This is a genomic window from Pedobacter heparinus DSM 2366, assembly GCF_000023825.1.
Lineage (GTDB): Bacteria > Bacteroidota > Bacteroidia > Sphingobacteriales > Sphingobacteriaceae > Pedobacter > Pedobacter heparinus.
In genome coordinates this window covers 3,727,134-3,740,007 of sequence record NC_013061.1, presented here as the reverse complement: position 1 = coordinate 3,740,007, position 12,874 = coordinate 3,727,134, and the positions used below count along the sequence as shown (strand labels likewise).

Below are 12,874 nucleotides of genomic sequence, written 5' to 3'. Positions count from 1 at the left end.
CAACAGCAACAACCTATGCCTTTTGGAAGACACATTCGCATGGTAAATGCGGTATGGATTGGGTTGTTTATAGTCATTTAAATAAAGTCTACTTGTTTAGTAGACTTTACAAAAGTAGTAAAATAATTTTATAAACAAATTTATTTGAAAATAAATTCTATCGTTTGTATAAACCAGCTGTAATCCGCTCAATAAGGGCCTTGGGTAAATATTGGGCACCATAAGCTGACAGTTTGTTCAGGAAGCCGGGAATAATTTCAGCTTTCTTATTGAACATTCCCTTTAATCCTGCCTTTGCTACAACTGCTGGTTGCATGTTAAATTTCTCGGCAAGATCTGCAAGGACATCAAGGCCCGCGCGGTTAGCAAAACCGGTGTCGGTAGGGCCCGGACAAAGACAACTTACCGAAACTGTTGTTTTTTTAAGCTCATACCTTAATGCCCGGCTATACGAAAGGACAAATGATTTGCTGGCGGCATATAAAGCCAGGGTAGGTACCGCCTGATAGGCTGCAGTACTTGAAATATTTAAAATATAACTTTGCTGCTGTTGTTTTAATACGGGAAGTAAATGATAAGTCAGGCTAATGACAGCATCGATATTTAATTTCAGCATAGCCATTTGTTCATGGAGTTCCAGGTTCCCGAAATCGCCCCATAAACCAAAGCCTGCATTGTTGATCAGTATCGACAACCGGTCAGTTTGCTGCGCGCACCAGGCTGCCACCAGTTGGGTTGAATCTGTTAAAGAAAGGTCGGTAGCCAGATAACTTACTTTAACCTGAAATTGTTCTTTTAACAATTTGGAGAGCATACGCAGTTCGGTTTCGGAACGTGCGATCAACAAGAGCTGATATCCGGACCTGGCCAGCTCAATAGCCATGGATTTACCAATACCTTTACTTGCACCTGTGATTAAGGCATACTGTTCCATATCAAAACCTTTTAGGGCGGGTAAAATAACAATAAATTATCATCAATTTGTAAGCTTTAATGTGTTTTAGGAAATTGAATAATCCTTTTCATTGGCCAGTTGTCTTAGTGTTATGGTAGAAAAATAATCCTGGTACTAATGAAAACTTCAAATTTTAAATTGTCAATAATTGCCGGATGCATGGTATTGATCAGCGCATTTACGGTGAATGAGGCGCTGGCCCAAAGGCCTTCAAGAGGTCAGAGTGGGGGTGGCCGACCTTCAGCAGGAGGTAGTACTGGTTCCAGGCCGCCCAGGCCAAGTGTGGGCACGCCGTCCAGACCATCAACTCCTTCACACGGACATATTGGCCGGCCGCCAGTGGTTGTGCGTCCGGGATATCGACCCGGCTTCAGGCCTTACCGCAGGCCATATTATGGATACTATAACTTTTACAGGCCATATCTGGGTTTGAGCATCAATGTTCTGCCTTATGGTTATTATCCGTTTTATTTTGGCGCAGACCAGTTTTATTATTCCGGGGGCTTGTTTTACAGGCAATACGACAACAATTATAAAGTAGTAGTGCCACCGGTAGGTGCCCAGGTGCCAAGCATTCCTTCAGATGCTAAAGAAGTAGTGATCAACGGACAAACCTTTTATGAGTATAAAGGCGTTTACTACAATGCTGTACAGGATGCCAATGGTAAAACCGTGTATGTGGTTGCCGGAAAAGATGGGGTGCTGAATACCGATAACATTGCAGCCGACAGCAATAGCGGTCCGCAGGTTGGGGACATAGTAGACCAGCTACCTGATGGGTACCGCGAGGTATTTATTAAAGGGGAACAGTACTACGTTTCTGAAGATGGGGTATACTACGAGAAAATTGTTACCGATGGGAAAGTGAGCTATAAGGTAATTGGCCTGGGGAACTAAACGATCTATTCATACCTGAGCGCTTCAATCGGATCCAGTTTGGATGCTTTAAGTGCGGGGTAATAACCAAAAAATATACCTGTTAAAGCACAGACCAGGAAGGAGATCACAATAGAAAATTCAGAAATTACAGTTGGCCAGTTCAACCAGGCGGGAACAGCTATGGCAGCAGAAATGCCAAGCAGCACCCCGATCAGGCCACCTGTAACACTGATTACTATGGCTTCAATTAAAAATTGCAGTAAAATATCAATGCCCCTGGCCCCGATCGACATCCTCAACCCAATTTCGCGTGTCCTTTCGGTTACAGAAACATACATGATGTTCATGATACCGATTCCGCCAATTACCAGCGAAATACTGGCAACTGCGGTTAACAGGGCAGTCATCATGCTGCTGGTCGAGTTCATCATGGTCATCAGTTCAGCCTGTGTCCTTACCTGAAAATCATTTTCTTCACCGGGCCTGATTCTATGTGTGTCTTTTAAAATGCTGGTTATTTCTGCTACAGCGGCATCAGAGGCAGCTTCGCTGGTGGCTGATGCGTAAATCTGATTGAAGTAAATAGAGGAAGTAATCCTCTTCTGTACAGTGGTATAAGGGGCTATGATGATGTCGTCCTGATCCTGACCGAAATTACTGGTGCCCTTTGGTACTAGGGTGCCGATGACCTGGAAAGGGATTTTGCCAAATCTGATGATCTTTCCGATCGGGTCATCCCCATTGGGAAACAGATTGTCGATCACTGTTTTGCCAAGCAGGCATACTTTAGCCGAAGACCTGATGTCCTGGTCGGAAAATATTATACCGTCTTTCACTACAAGTTTTCTGATGTCAAGGTATGCGGGGCTTACACCCTGGATGCTTGTTGGCCAGTTGTTGGGGCCACTTATCGATTGTCCGCTTGAAGAGACCAGCGGAGAAATTTCTGCAATATTAACAGCATTCTTTTTCAATGCCTCTACATCTTTAAGGGTCAGTGTTTTAAAACTGTTGCCCATCATACGTGCGCCACCTGGTACATTGCTGTAAGGCATAATGGTAATCATATTAGAGCCCATACTTGCCAGGGAAGCATTAATGCTCTGTTTGGAACCCTCTCCGATAGACATCATGGTAATTACCGAAGCTACCCCTATAATAATTCCCAGCATGGTGAGTAATGCACGTAGTTTATTGCGTTGCAGTGCTTTAATGGCTAATCTGATAAGGTTGATGAACTTCATGGCTTTAATTTAATAATCGTCTGTTTGAGGGAGAGCTGCAAGTGCATCCTTTGCCAGTCTGGTGTTGTTATTGATGGAATCTTTTTGTACCCTGCCGTCCTTTAGCATTACGGTCCTGCTGCTGAAAGCAGCAATATCTGGCTCATGGGTAACAAATACAATGGTCTTGCCATTCTGGTTCAGTTCCTGCATCAGTGACATGATCTCGTAGGATGTACGGGTATCCAGGTTACCTGTGGCCTCATCTGCAAGAATCATCACTGGTTCATTGACCAGGGCCCTGGCAATGGCCACACGCTGTTGTTGCCCGCCCGACAGCTGGTTGGGCATATGGTCAAACCTACCATCCAGTTTCACAGCCTGTAATGCAGCAATTGCCCTTTCTTTGCGCTCTTTATTCCCAATTTCAGGATTATACAACAGCGGAAGTTCCACATTTTCAAGGGCCGAGGTGCGGGGCAGTAAGTTATAGGCCTGAAACACAAACCCAATCTTATGGTTCCTTAATTTGGCCAGTTCATCTCTGCTCAGTTCCTTCACATTTACCCCATCCAGCAGGTAAGTGCCTTCTGTTGGCTTGTCCAGGCAACCCAGCATATTTAATAAAGTGGTTTTGCCCGATCCGCTGCTGCCCATGATGGTTAAAAACTCACCCGAATCCACATCAAAAGAAACTCCTTTTAAAGCCCTGACGGTTTCAGTCCCCATAATAAACTCGCGTTTTACATCGTGTATTTCCAGGATCTTGCCACTCATCGTCTGCTTCCTCCTCTTCTTTGCGGCATAAAAGGACTGGTGGCTGCTGCGGCCGGCGCTGCGGTTACACCCCCCTCCATTCCGTTAATTACAATATCATTTTGTGTAAGCCCCTCCAGTACTTCTACATGGGTATTGTCGTTTAAACCTGTTTTTATCTTTTTCTGGATAAGCTTCTGTCCATCCAATACCCATACATATGAAGGTTCGGTCATGACTGTTTCTCCATTTGCTTTTCCTGCCGTTTTATCTCTCCTGGGCTTGTTGCTTCCCGTTTTATCGCCTCTTTTTTTGTGGGGGAGCGGAATAATCTCATAATTTTTCAATGAAGCCGAATCCGGCCTGAACTTTAGGGCCTGGGCCGAGATCAGTAAGGCATCATTCACTTCTTTTGTATAAATGATGATGTTTGCCGTCATCCCTGGTTTTAATTTCTTGTTGTCATTTGGTGCATCAATTAAGGTAGCATAGGTCACTACGTTTGAGGATATAGAAGGTTGTAAACGGATGTCTTTCACTGTCCCGTTAAAGGTATCATCAATAAAAGCATCAACGGTAAAGGTAGCACGTTGTCCTTTGGCTACGTTCCCTATATCGGCCTCATCTACTTTTGCCTGTACCTGCATTTTAGTGATGTCTTTAGCAATGGAGAAAATGGTTGGCGTATTAAAACTTGCTGCCACAGTTTGACCAATACTTACACTCCTGCCCAGTACCACGCCATCTATAGGCGAGTAGATTTGTGTAAAAGAAAGGTTCCTTTCGGCAGATCTTAACTGGGCCCTGGCATTGTTTACGCTTGCAGTAGCTACCTGAAGGTTATTTAATGCCTGGTCGTAGTCTGCCCGGCTGATCGAACCCGTTTCAAACAGTTGTTTTTGCCTGTTAAAATTTGCCTGCTGGTAAGCCTGGTTACTTTGTGCCTGTGCCACACTGGCCCTGGCCTGGTCAACCGTTGTCTGGATCAATGTTTTGTCAAGCTGGGCCAGCAACTGTCCTTTTTTAACTGTAGAATTGAAGTCGGCATACAGTGCCGAAATGGTTCCGGAAACCTGGGTACCTACAATAACCGTGTCCACGGGCTGCACGGTTCCGGTAGCCGTTACACTCGAAGAAATTGGCCCTATAGTCGGCTTTTCCTGACTAAGTACAACCGGTTGTTCTTTTGTCCTTAAAAAGAAATACCATATCAGTCCGAGTACAACGATAACTGATGCGATAATTAAAATGGTTTTTCTAGACTTCATGGTTACAATTTTATAGGTGTTCCGAGGTAAAATTCATAGATTTTTGCAGCCAGTGCCGCATTGTATTTGGCCTGTATATAAGATTGCATAGCCTGTACATACAGGTTTCTTTGCTGATAGAACTCAACAATATTTGCAGCACCAATTTTTAATTCCTGATTGGCAATGCGGAATACTTCCTGATTATATTTTAGCTGTTCGGCAGCAGATAAGTATTGGCTTTGTGAATTCTGCGCATTGATATAGGCGCTTTCAGTATTTAATGCCAGCGTAGTTTTTGTGTTTTCCAAAGTCAGCTTTGCCTGGGCAATGTCAATTTTCGCTTTGGCCACATTGGTCTTGTTCTGCCGGTTGGTAAAAATCGGGACCGATAAAGTGAAGCCGACCTGCTGGTTAAAATTATTGTCAAATTGCCTGAATACATTGTAATTCGGATCTCTGGCATAACTGCTGCCGATACCCGCACCGAGTGTTAATGAAGGCAGATAACCTGCTCTGGCCTTGCTGAGCCCCAGGTCGGAGATCTGTACACCCAATTCGGCATTTTTTACTTCCGGGCGGTTTTGAAGGGCATATTGCTGAACTGTGTTTAGATCTGTTATATTTTCTACAGAAAGTATGGTATCGGGTTTCACAATGTCGAAACGTTTTGAATCAGGAAGTTGCAGCAATTGTTTAAGTGTTATTTTATCTTTTCGCTCAGCATTTTCAGCTGCATTCAGGTTATACCTGTCGCCCGCCAGCTGGGCCTCAAACTGTGCAACAACTTTACGTGCTACCGAACCTGCTTTAAACTGGCGCTGGGCCTGGTCAAGCTGGGCTTCGGAAGTTTTTACAAGGTCCTGGTTATAGATAATACTTTCCTTATCTACCAGAATGTTCAGGTAAGCCTGGGTAATCTGTAAAGTAATGTCGTTTTCCTGCTGCAGTATGTTAAAATTGGCAGCCTGGACAGATAAGTCCTTTTGTTTGATGTCAGTTTTAAGGTAGCCACCTCTATAGAGTGTCCATGAAGAATTTAAACCTACTGATCCGGAGTAATTGAGCGCATTTCCATTGGTAGCTGTAGCCTGGTTATAATGGTTAAAGTTCTGCGAAGCCGAGCCATACAGGTCCGGCAGTAAGGCCGATTTGGCCAGCAGCTGATCCTGTTCTGCACTTTGTTTGTCCAGCTGCAGGCTCCTGATCTGAATGTTGTTCTCTTTAGCATATTGCAAACATGCTGCAAGGTCCCAGACCGGCGGCAAAACTTTTGATGCAGTATCCTGGCTGAAGCCTGGCAGACTAAATCCGCTAAAGCATAAAAGCAGCAGAATTTTCATGGCTATTCTTGACATATCTGTATATAAAATCTAGATTGACTGATCAAATCAACAGCAATTTGGCGGCTAAAAAAAATGAGATAGACCAGTATTGGAAATATACCGACCGGGAGCGCTTAAGTATCGACGGAAAGATTTGCAGTTGTCTCATAAGGTTAGTTACCTTGTACACATCTAACAAAACATTAATTTTAAGTAAATGTTTGCAGTAACAAACCGTTCCTATATAGCCGTCTTACTCCATCTGTTTTCATGGCTTTTATTTGCTTTTGTGCTCCTTTTTCATCAGCCTTTATCCTGGAACATCCATGTCCCCTTTGAGTTCTGGGTCAAACAAAGCTGCGTATTGCTCATGCTGATCATCGTATTTTATATGAACAGCCAGTTGTTTGTGCCCCGGTTGCTCCTGAAAAACAAGATCCTTATTTATGTCCTTGTTATTCTTGTTATCGCAGTGCTGGCCGGGCCGCTGATAAAAATGGTCGACAATGCCTTGAATTTACCCGGGCTGATGGATCGGGCTTTTAGTGAAATTGGTATTCAAAGGCCTCCGAAACGCTCGGGCAGGATTGATGTTTTCCTGCTGATGATGACCTTGTTTATGGTCGGGATCAGTACCAGTGTAACCCTGATCAGGAAATGGCAGGCCGATCAACAGGGCCGGGAAGCATTGGAAAAGGAAAAGATAGCCTCCGAACTTTCCTTTTTAAAGGCGCAGATCAATCCCCATTTCTTTTTCAATACGCTGAACAATATTTATGCCCTGACCCATGTTGATATTGAAAAGTCGCGTAAGGCACTGCATAAACTTTCAAGAATGATGCGTTACCTGCTTTATGAGACCCAAACGGGGAGTACCCCAATCAGTAAGGAAATTTCTTTTATTGTAGATTATATAGAACTGATGAAACTGCGCTTAAATGGGCTGACTACTGTGGTTTTTGAAGAGCCCGTATTAAAGTATGATCCCCCGATTGCCCCAATGCTGTTTTTGCCCTATATAGAAAATGCGTTTAAATATGGGGTTAGTACTACAGAACCATCGGTGATAGCTATTGTTATTGAATTAAAGGGGAATGAGCTGAGCATGACCATAAAGAACCGCGTATTTAACAATTATGCAGAAACTGCTGATGGCTATGGCGGAATAGGGCTGAGCAACACCAAAAGAAGACTTGAATTGTTATACCCGGGCAGACATAATTTTTCGGCTTATGAAACCGCTGGACCAGCTGAATTTATTGTTCACTTAAACCTTGTTCTTGATGATACTGAATTGCATAGCAGTAGATGATGAGCCACTGGCGCTGGGTTTGATCTGTAGTTTTATAGAACAAACACCTTTCCTGAAATTAAAGGGAAGTTTTTCGAGTGGTATAAAAGCACTGGAAACATTAAATGAACAAGACATAGACCTCATCTTTCTGGATATCCAGATGCCTGATCTGACTGGTCTGCAGCTGGCCAGAATGCTTGATGGCAGATCTGGAAACAGGAGGCCCAGGTTAATATTTACCACTGCATTTAACAATTATGCGCTTGAGGGCTATAAAGTGGATGCATTGGATTACCTGTTGAAACCCTTTGATTATGAAGAATTTTTAAAGGCAGCTGATAAGGCAAGGGCATATGCCGAAATGCAGCAGGCTGCTGCCCTGACAGGAAGTACTGCAGAACAGGAAGGATATTTATTTTTAAAAGTTGAATATCAGCTGGTAAGGGTTGCCATAAAAGACATTATTTATATTGAGGGCTTAAAAGACTATGTAAAAGTATACCTGGAGCATACCGATAAACCTGTTTTAACATTAACCAGTTTAAAGGCGCTGGAACAAAAGCTTTCTCCGAAAACATTTATGCGTGTGCACCGCTCGTACATTGTACAACTGGAAAAAATAACATCGGTAACTAAAAATGCAGTAAGCATTGGGGAGCTGAGCATCAGTATTGGCGATCAGTATAAGGAAGCTTTTAATGGGTATTTGAGTAAGTGGTTGTAAAAATAATGCAGTAGGGGGGATGGCAGGCTATCCTTGATAATTTTAAGAAATATTCAGAGGCCAACGCTTAGCAAAAACCGGGGTGTTCCTAATGGATGCCCCGGTTTTTGTTTTTTAATCAGTTTTTACATCAATAAGTGCGGCCAGTTTATTGAACATTTTGATCCAGCTTTGGTAAGCACCGGTCTTTTTAGCTTCCGCTTCATCTACAGTCTGGTGTATGGCAAGCTTGGTCTGCTGGCCAATACTGGTAAAAGTTACGGTAGTTAATATTTCTTCAGGCCATTCTTCCGGTTTTCCTGCTGCTATAGCGCGTACATCTTCAGCTTTTTCATTGCTGAGGATCATCGAAAAAACCAGTTTTTCAGGAAATATGACCTCCTTGTAAATACCTTTAATCCAGCAGGGGCCATGAACCGGATCGTGGATGCAGGAATGGAAACTACCTGTTTCCCGTACATCAATGGTTTTAAACTCTATGGTACAGCCGTCCGGGGCATACCAGTGCTTTAGCTGTTCAGGATCGGTCCAGGCCCTGAATACAACTTCCCTGGGCGCATCAAAAAGATGCGTAATGAAAAGTTCTTTTTTAGATTGTTCCATCATTTTTGTCTTTGGTTTGAATTTCTTTGAGGTAATTGTCCAGTTTTTCGAAACGGTTTACCCATAGTTTTTTGGATTTTACTACCCAGTCGCTCACCTCATCCAGTTTGTCCATTTTTACCTGGCAGTAGCGCTCCCTTCCTTTTTGGGTAATCTCTATCAGGCCGCATTCGGTCAGGATTTGTATATGCTTCGATATGGCCTGCCTGCTGATATCGAAGCTCTCGGCAACGGCATTGAGGTTTAAGGGTTCTGCAGCAATTTTCAGGATGATATCCCTGCGTATGGGATCGGCTATGGCCTGAAATACGTCTCTTCTTGTAATCATTATATGCAACTATTTGGTTGCAAATATAAATGCAATTATTTGGTTGCGCAAATTTTTTTGAAAATAAAATATACTGGCTGGAATTTTTACGATCTTCTGCTGAAAGGATAACAATACCCTATCAAATGGGATTAAATGGATGAGGTAAATTGGGTATAAATGAATAAATTGAACAGCGGCTTCTTGAGTTCACATAATTATCTTCGGGGAAAACCGAACCAACTCTAAAGATAATACGCCAAGAAATGAATGATAGCACTGGTAAAAAGATAAAAATGCTCAGGCGCCAGAAAAAGTGGGCACAAAAAGACATGGCAGGTATGTTAGATATTTCTGTTCCTGCGTATAGTAAAATTGAATGTGAAATTACCGACATCAACATTACCAGATTAATACAGGTAGCTGATGTATTGGGGGTAGAGCCCTGCACACTTTTGCCGGGCCATAATGGGGACGACCTGCTGAAAGAGGAAAATAAAAAGTTAAAGGAAAAACTACAGTATGTTGAAAAAGAGATGATGAACTTACAGGCAAAGCTCATCGGAATGTATGAAGCCCGATAAACCGCACTGTTAAAAAGATTTTCTGTCGATCATTAGAAAAGGATTTTCGATCCGCTTTGGTTTGTTTTTGATGATCATGTCTGCCATCGATCTTCCCATCTGTTCAAAATCTGTGGTAATGGTCGTAATCCCATCAGCAATGATGCTTTTGAGCGGAGTTTCGTTATAGGAAAGGATACCGATATCGCTACCCAGTTTCCATTTGTTCTTCCTGGCTGTCCTCATCAGTCTGACCAGGTCAATATCGTCCATAACAATGCAACAGTCAAACTGCTGCGGTTCATAATTAGGCGTATCCCTGATTACCATGGCCGGAAAATTTGTTTTTTTAAATACAGCAGTAAAGCCATTTACCACACCCTCAGTTTTAATGTTGTCGGGAAACAATAAGATCATCCGTTTATATTTTTTGAGCTGTTCAAAATGTAATTTCAGGATATCCGAAATGTCTTTTTCATAGTTCTGGCATACAGAGGGATAGATGTTGCCAAACTCATCCAGTCCTGAATCAAGAATATAGAGTTTTTTAGGGTCAAGTTGTTTTAAAATGCCTTCCGTTTTCTTGTTGATCTCGGGCATGATCACAAAAGTATTGTAGTAGGCTGCATGGTTTTGGACCAGTGTTTCAAAAACGCTGATGTTGTGATGGTGAAAATAAAGATCTACTGTAGCCTGGTTTTTGATCTGCCCGATAAAGGCATTGTACAACACTTCCCGGTAAGGGTTGAATGTACTGAGCAGCAAAAAAATATTTTTCTTTGCCTGTACATTTGTACTGGTCACAAAATATCCTTTTCCGGGAGTAGAATCGATAATCCCGGCTGTTTTCAATTCATTATAGGCCTTAAATATGGAGCCCCTTGCCAAAGAATGCGCCGCCGCTGTGGAATTTACAGAGGGTAACATATCCCCGTTTTTCAATACCCCGCTGGTTATGGCATCGTGAACAGATGCCACAATCTGTTTGTACAATGGCAATGATAAGGTATTGTCAATTTTTATGATCGCGTCATTGTCGTCCATCTTCCTCTTATTTCATGGTTTGGTATCCGCAAAAATAGACCATAATTATATTAAATTATAACGTTTAAGTTTTTAGGTTGCGCTGTTTAAATTCGGCCGGACTTACACCTGTATATTTTTTAAAGACTGTAGCAAAATACTGGGAAGAAGAAAAGTTGAGTTTAAAGGCAATTGCTGTCACCGATTCGCTGTCTTTTAATAAAAGCAGCTTTTTTGCTTCTTCAATCTTCGTCCGTAAAATATAATCTACAGGCGGCATGCCAAATTCTTTTTTAAACCAGCTTTTAAAATGGGAATCAGACATAAACAGCGCTTTCGCCAGCAGTTCTATGGGCAGGCTTTCATAAATGTTGTTGTGGATATAGTTTTTAATTTCCGAGATCCGGTCTGATTGTGCCCTTACTGGATTTTTTTGTGAATATTCAATTACTGTTAAAAGAAAGTTGCTGATCAGGTTTAAGGTATGAAGTTTATATAAAGGTTGCTGTACAGGCTCTTCATGCAGGGCAAACAGCTGGTCCAGCATTTTTTTCATAGCATCGCTTCCTTTAAAATGGCGTTCTTTTATGCCCAGCAGCTCTTTTATAAAAACAGCCGATTCTTCATTATCATAGTGGAGAAATTTTTCTTTTTCCGGGATCTGGACAATAAGCCAGTATAAAGTGCCTTTTTCTTCCGGGTGTTTGGCGGTTCCATGCGGTTCGTTGGGGAAGGTAATGAAAACATCGCCCCCCCTGATCTGGTATTCTTTCCCGTTTACCTCATATACCTGCATGCCTTTATCGCAGTAGCAGATTTCCATCATGCCATCATGTGAATGGGTTTCCAGCTCGCCATGTACATGTTTATAGGAATACCGGCCCAGTCTGACTTTTCCGTCAAGGTTAAACTTATTGAAAGTTATGATGCTCCTTTCTGTGGTGGAGCGGGTATCAAAGTCCGACATGTATAAAATTGTATGTTCCTACTAAATTGAAAGTTATGCTTGGGCTCAAGGGTTAAATTTGATTAAAATAATCCAGCAAATCAAACACGAGGCGCTGAATTGTAAAACCAAATATATACGTATGGACCCCCTGTACAAATTCATGTGCGGGCTTCACTACATTTTAAAATATATAATTATGGGAAAAACGTATTTATCTGCAGAACAGATAGCTTTTTTTAAGGATAATGGATACCTGACCGTTGAAGATATCATTACACAGGATGAAGTGGAACGTTATAAAACCATTTATAACGATTTCCTTACAAAAAAAATAGATGTGGGGGCAAACCGTTCAGACCTTGGTGACGGCCTGGGTAAAAATAAAACCAAAGAGAACATTACACAGATCATGTGGCCAAGCGATTTTGTGAAGGAACTGGTTGATATGCCCTTTCATCAGCGGGCACTGGCGATTAGTAAGGAACTGATCGGTGAAGACGCTGAAATGGATTTTGATATGCTGATCAATAAGGCCCCGCATACCAATACCAATACACCATGGCACCAGGACGAAGCTTATTGGTTAAATGTACCTGATAAGCGTGCTGTAAGCTGCTGGCTGGCATTAGATGAAGCTACTGTCGACAATGGTTGCATGTGGTTTGTACCTGGCTCCAATTTAAAAGAGGTGCGGCCACACCGTTTTGCAGGGAAAGAAGGAGGCGCGCTTACCTGTAATGCCAGCGAAGATGAAGGAATATACGTTGAGCTTAAACCTGGTTCCTGTACTTTTCATCAGGGCCGGACACTGCATTACAGCAGGGGCAATTCAACCAATACGAGCCGCAGGGCTTTTATCCTGAATTTCAGGCCTGCTGAAATGATTAGATATGAGCGTGAACGAGGTTTTGACCATGGGAGGAACAATGCAGGCGAGCGGAAATTAAAAAATGATGACTTTAAAAATTAATGTTAAAAATGTGAATTGCAATTTGGGTTTGGAACTGATATATATGTTGTTTATAT

At 42.4% G+C, this 12,874-nt stretch carries 14 protein-coding genes; 5 read left to right on the top strand and 9 right to left on the bottom strand.

The window, feature by feature from the left end; translation table 11 throughout:
• Positions 1-157 precede the first annotated feature (157 nt).
• A complete protein-coding gene (locus PHEP_RS15570; RefSeq protein ID WP_015808936.1) occupies positions 158-934 on the bottom strand; it encodes an SDR family NAD(P)-dependent oxidoreductase in 777 nt (258 codons plus the stop codon).
• A 138-nt stretch (positions 935-1,072) separates the two neighbouring features.
• Between PHEP_RS15570 and PHEP_RS15565 the strand changes: the two genes are divergently transcribed.
• Entirely contained in the window at positions 1,073-1,852 is a 780-nt protein-coding gene (locus PHEP_RS15565) for a DUF6515 family protein (RefSeq protein WP_036674186.1), read from the top strand.
• A gap of 5 nt (positions 1,853-1,857) precedes the next feature.
• Here PHEP_RS15565 and PHEP_RS15560 read toward each other — a convergent pair whose 3' ends face one another.
• From PHEP_RS15560 to PHEP_RS15545, 4 genes are read right to left on the bottom strand one after another with little or no spacing between them, the layout of a single operon-like run.
• On the bottom strand, positions 1,858-3,078 hold the full coding sequence (locus tag PHEP_RS15560) for an ABC transporter permease (RefSeq protein ID WP_015808934.1): 1,221 nt from the start codon (positions 3,076-3,078) through the stop codon (positions 1,858-1,860).
• Positions 3,079-3,087: 9 nt separating this feature from the next.
• On the bottom strand, positions 3,088-3,834 hold the full coding sequence (locus PHEP_RS15555; protein WP_015808933.1) for an ABC transporter ATP-binding protein: 747 nt from the start codon (positions 3,832-3,834) through the stop codon (positions 3,088-3,090).
• Entirely contained in the window at positions 3,831-5,081 is a 1,251-nt protein-coding gene (locus PHEP_RS15550; RefSeq protein WP_015808932.1) for an efflux RND transporter periplasmic adaptor subunit, read from the bottom strand. The genes PHEP_RS15555 and PHEP_RS15550 overlap by 4 nt, the downstream gene beginning before the upstream one ends.
• A gap of 2 nt (positions 5,082-5,083) precedes the next feature.
• Positions 5,084-6,418: a TolC family protein gene (locus tag PHEP_RS15545; protein ID WP_015808931.1), complete on the bottom strand. Its 1,335-nt coding sequence runs from the start codon at positions 6,416-6,418 to the stop codon at positions 5,084-5,086.
• Between the two features lie 184 nt (positions 6,419-6,602).
• On the opposite strand from PHEP_RS15545, the gene PHEP_RS15540 reads away from it, so the two are divergent.
• On the top strand, positions 6,603-7,697 hold the full coding sequence (locus PHEP_RS15540; protein WP_015808930.1) for a sensor histidine kinase: 1,095 nt from the start codon (positions 6,603-6,605) through the stop codon (positions 7,695-7,697).
• Positions 7,669-8,403 (top strand): LytR/AlgR family response regulator transcription factor, encoded by a 735-nt coding sequence (locus PHEP_RS15535; RefSeq protein ID WP_015808929.1) that lies wholly within the window; start codon positions 7,669-7,671, stop codon positions 8,401-8,403. Before PHEP_RS15540 ends, PHEP_RS15535 begins: the two co-directional genes overlap by 29 nt.
• A 114-nt stretch (positions 8,404-8,517) precedes the next feature.
• Here the strand turns inward: PHEP_RS15535 and PHEP_RS15530 are convergent, their stop codons facing one another.
• Positions 8,518-9,009: an SRPBCC family protein gene (locus PHEP_RS15530; RefSeq protein WP_202901251.1), complete on the bottom strand. Its 492-nt coding sequence runs from the start codon at positions 9,007-9,009 to the stop codon at positions 8,518-8,520.
• Complete coding sequence (locus PHEP_RS15525) at positions 8,993-9,334, bottom strand: ArsR/SmtB family transcription factor (protein ID WP_015808927.1); 342 nt, start codon at positions 9,332-9,334, stop codon at positions 8,993-8,995. The genes PHEP_RS15530 and PHEP_RS15525 overlap by 17 nt, the downstream gene beginning before the upstream one ends.
• 245 nt (positions 9,335-9,579) lie before the next feature.
• On the opposite strand from PHEP_RS15525, the gene PHEP_RS15520 reads away from it, so the two are divergent.
• Positions 9,580-9,897: a helix-turn-helix domain-containing protein gene (locus PHEP_RS15520; protein WP_015808926.1), complete on the top strand. Its 318-nt coding sequence runs from the start codon at positions 9,580-9,582 to the stop codon at positions 9,895-9,897.
• Positions 9,898-9,906: 9 nt separating this feature from the next.
• Here the strand turns inward: PHEP_RS15520 and PHEP_RS15515 are convergent, their stop codons facing one another.
• Both PHEP_RS15515 and PHEP_RS15510 read right to left on the bottom strand, forming a co-directional pair.
• Positions 9,907-10,920, bottom strand: a complete 1,014-nt coding sequence (locus PHEP_RS15515; protein WP_015808925.1) for a GntR family transcriptional regulator — start codon at positions 10,918-10,920, stop codon at positions 9,907-9,909.
• Positions 10,921-10,984: 64 nt separating this feature from the next.
• On the bottom strand, positions 10,985-11,866 hold the full coding sequence (locus PHEP_RS15510; RefSeq protein WP_015808924.1) for an AraC family transcriptional regulator: 882 nt from the start codon (positions 11,864-11,866) through the stop codon (positions 10,985-10,987).
• Between the two features lie 178 nt (positions 11,867-12,044).
• Between PHEP_RS15510 and PHEP_RS15505 the strand changes: the two genes are divergently transcribed.
• Positions 12,045-12,818, top strand: coding sequence for a phytanoyl-CoA dioxygenase family protein (locus PHEP_RS15505; RefSeq protein WP_015808923.1), 774 nt, complete (start codon positions 12,045-12,047; stop codon positions 12,816-12,818).
• Positions 12,819-12,874: the final 56 nt, after the last annotated feature.

Excerpts from the sequence above, each read along its gene's own strand:
- PHEP_RS15525 (WP_015808927.1), bottom strand. The coding sequence starts at position 9,334 with ATGATTACAAGAAGAGACGTATTTCAGGCCATAGCCGATCCCATACGC.
- PHEP_RS15550 (WP_015808932.1), bottom strand. The coding sequence starts at position 5,081 with ATGAAGTCTAGAAAAACCATTTTAATTATCGCATCAGTTATCGTTGTA.
- PHEP_RS15545 (WP_015808931.1), bottom strand. The coding sequence starts at position 6,418 with ATGTCAAGAATAGCCATGAAAATTCTGCTGCTTTTATGCTTTAGCGGA.
- PHEP_RS15510 (WP_015808924.1), bottom strand. The coding sequence starts at position 11,866 with ATGTCGGACTTTGATACCCGCTCCACCACAGAAAGGAGCATCATAACT.
- PHEP_RS15555 (WP_015808933.1), bottom strand. The coding sequence starts at position 3,834 with ATGAGTGGCAAGATCCTGGAAATACACGATGTAAAACGCGAGTTTATT.
- PHEP_RS15540 (WP_015808930.1), top strand. The coding sequence starts at position 6,603 with ATGTTTGCAGTAACAAACCGTTCCTATATAGCCGTCTTACTCCATCTG.
- PHEP_RS15560 (WP_015808934.1), bottom strand. The coding sequence starts at position 3,078 with ATGAAGTTCATCAACCTTATCAGATTAGCCATTAAAGCACTGCAACGC.
- PHEP_RS15515 (WP_015808925.1), bottom strand. The coding sequence starts at position 10,920 with ATGGACGACAATGACGCGATCATAAAAATTGACAATACCTTATCATTG.
- PHEP_RS15535 (WP_015808929.1), top strand. The coding sequence starts at position 7,669 with ATGATACTGAATTGCATAGCAGTAGATGATGAGCCACTGGCGCTGGGT.
- PHEP_RS15505 (WP_015808923.1), top strand. The coding sequence starts at position 12,045 with ATGGGAAAAACGTATTTATCTGCAGAACAGATAGCTTTTTTTAAGGAT.
- PHEP_RS15570 (WP_015808936.1), bottom strand. The coding sequence starts at position 934 with ATGGAACAGTATGCCTTAATCACAGGTGCAAGTAAAGGTATTGGTAAA.
- PHEP_RS15565 (WP_036674186.1), top strand. The coding sequence starts at position 1,073 with ATGAAAACTTCAAATTTTAAATTGTCAATAATTGCCGGATGCATGGTA.
- PHEP_RS15520 (WP_015808926.1), top strand. The coding sequence starts at position 9,580 with ATGAATGATAGCACTGGTAAAAAGATAAAAATGCTCAGGCGCCAGAAA.
- PHEP_RS15530 (WP_202901251.1), bottom strand. The coding sequence starts at position 9,009 with ATGATGGAACAATCTAAAAAAGAACTTTTCATTACGCATCTTTTTGAT.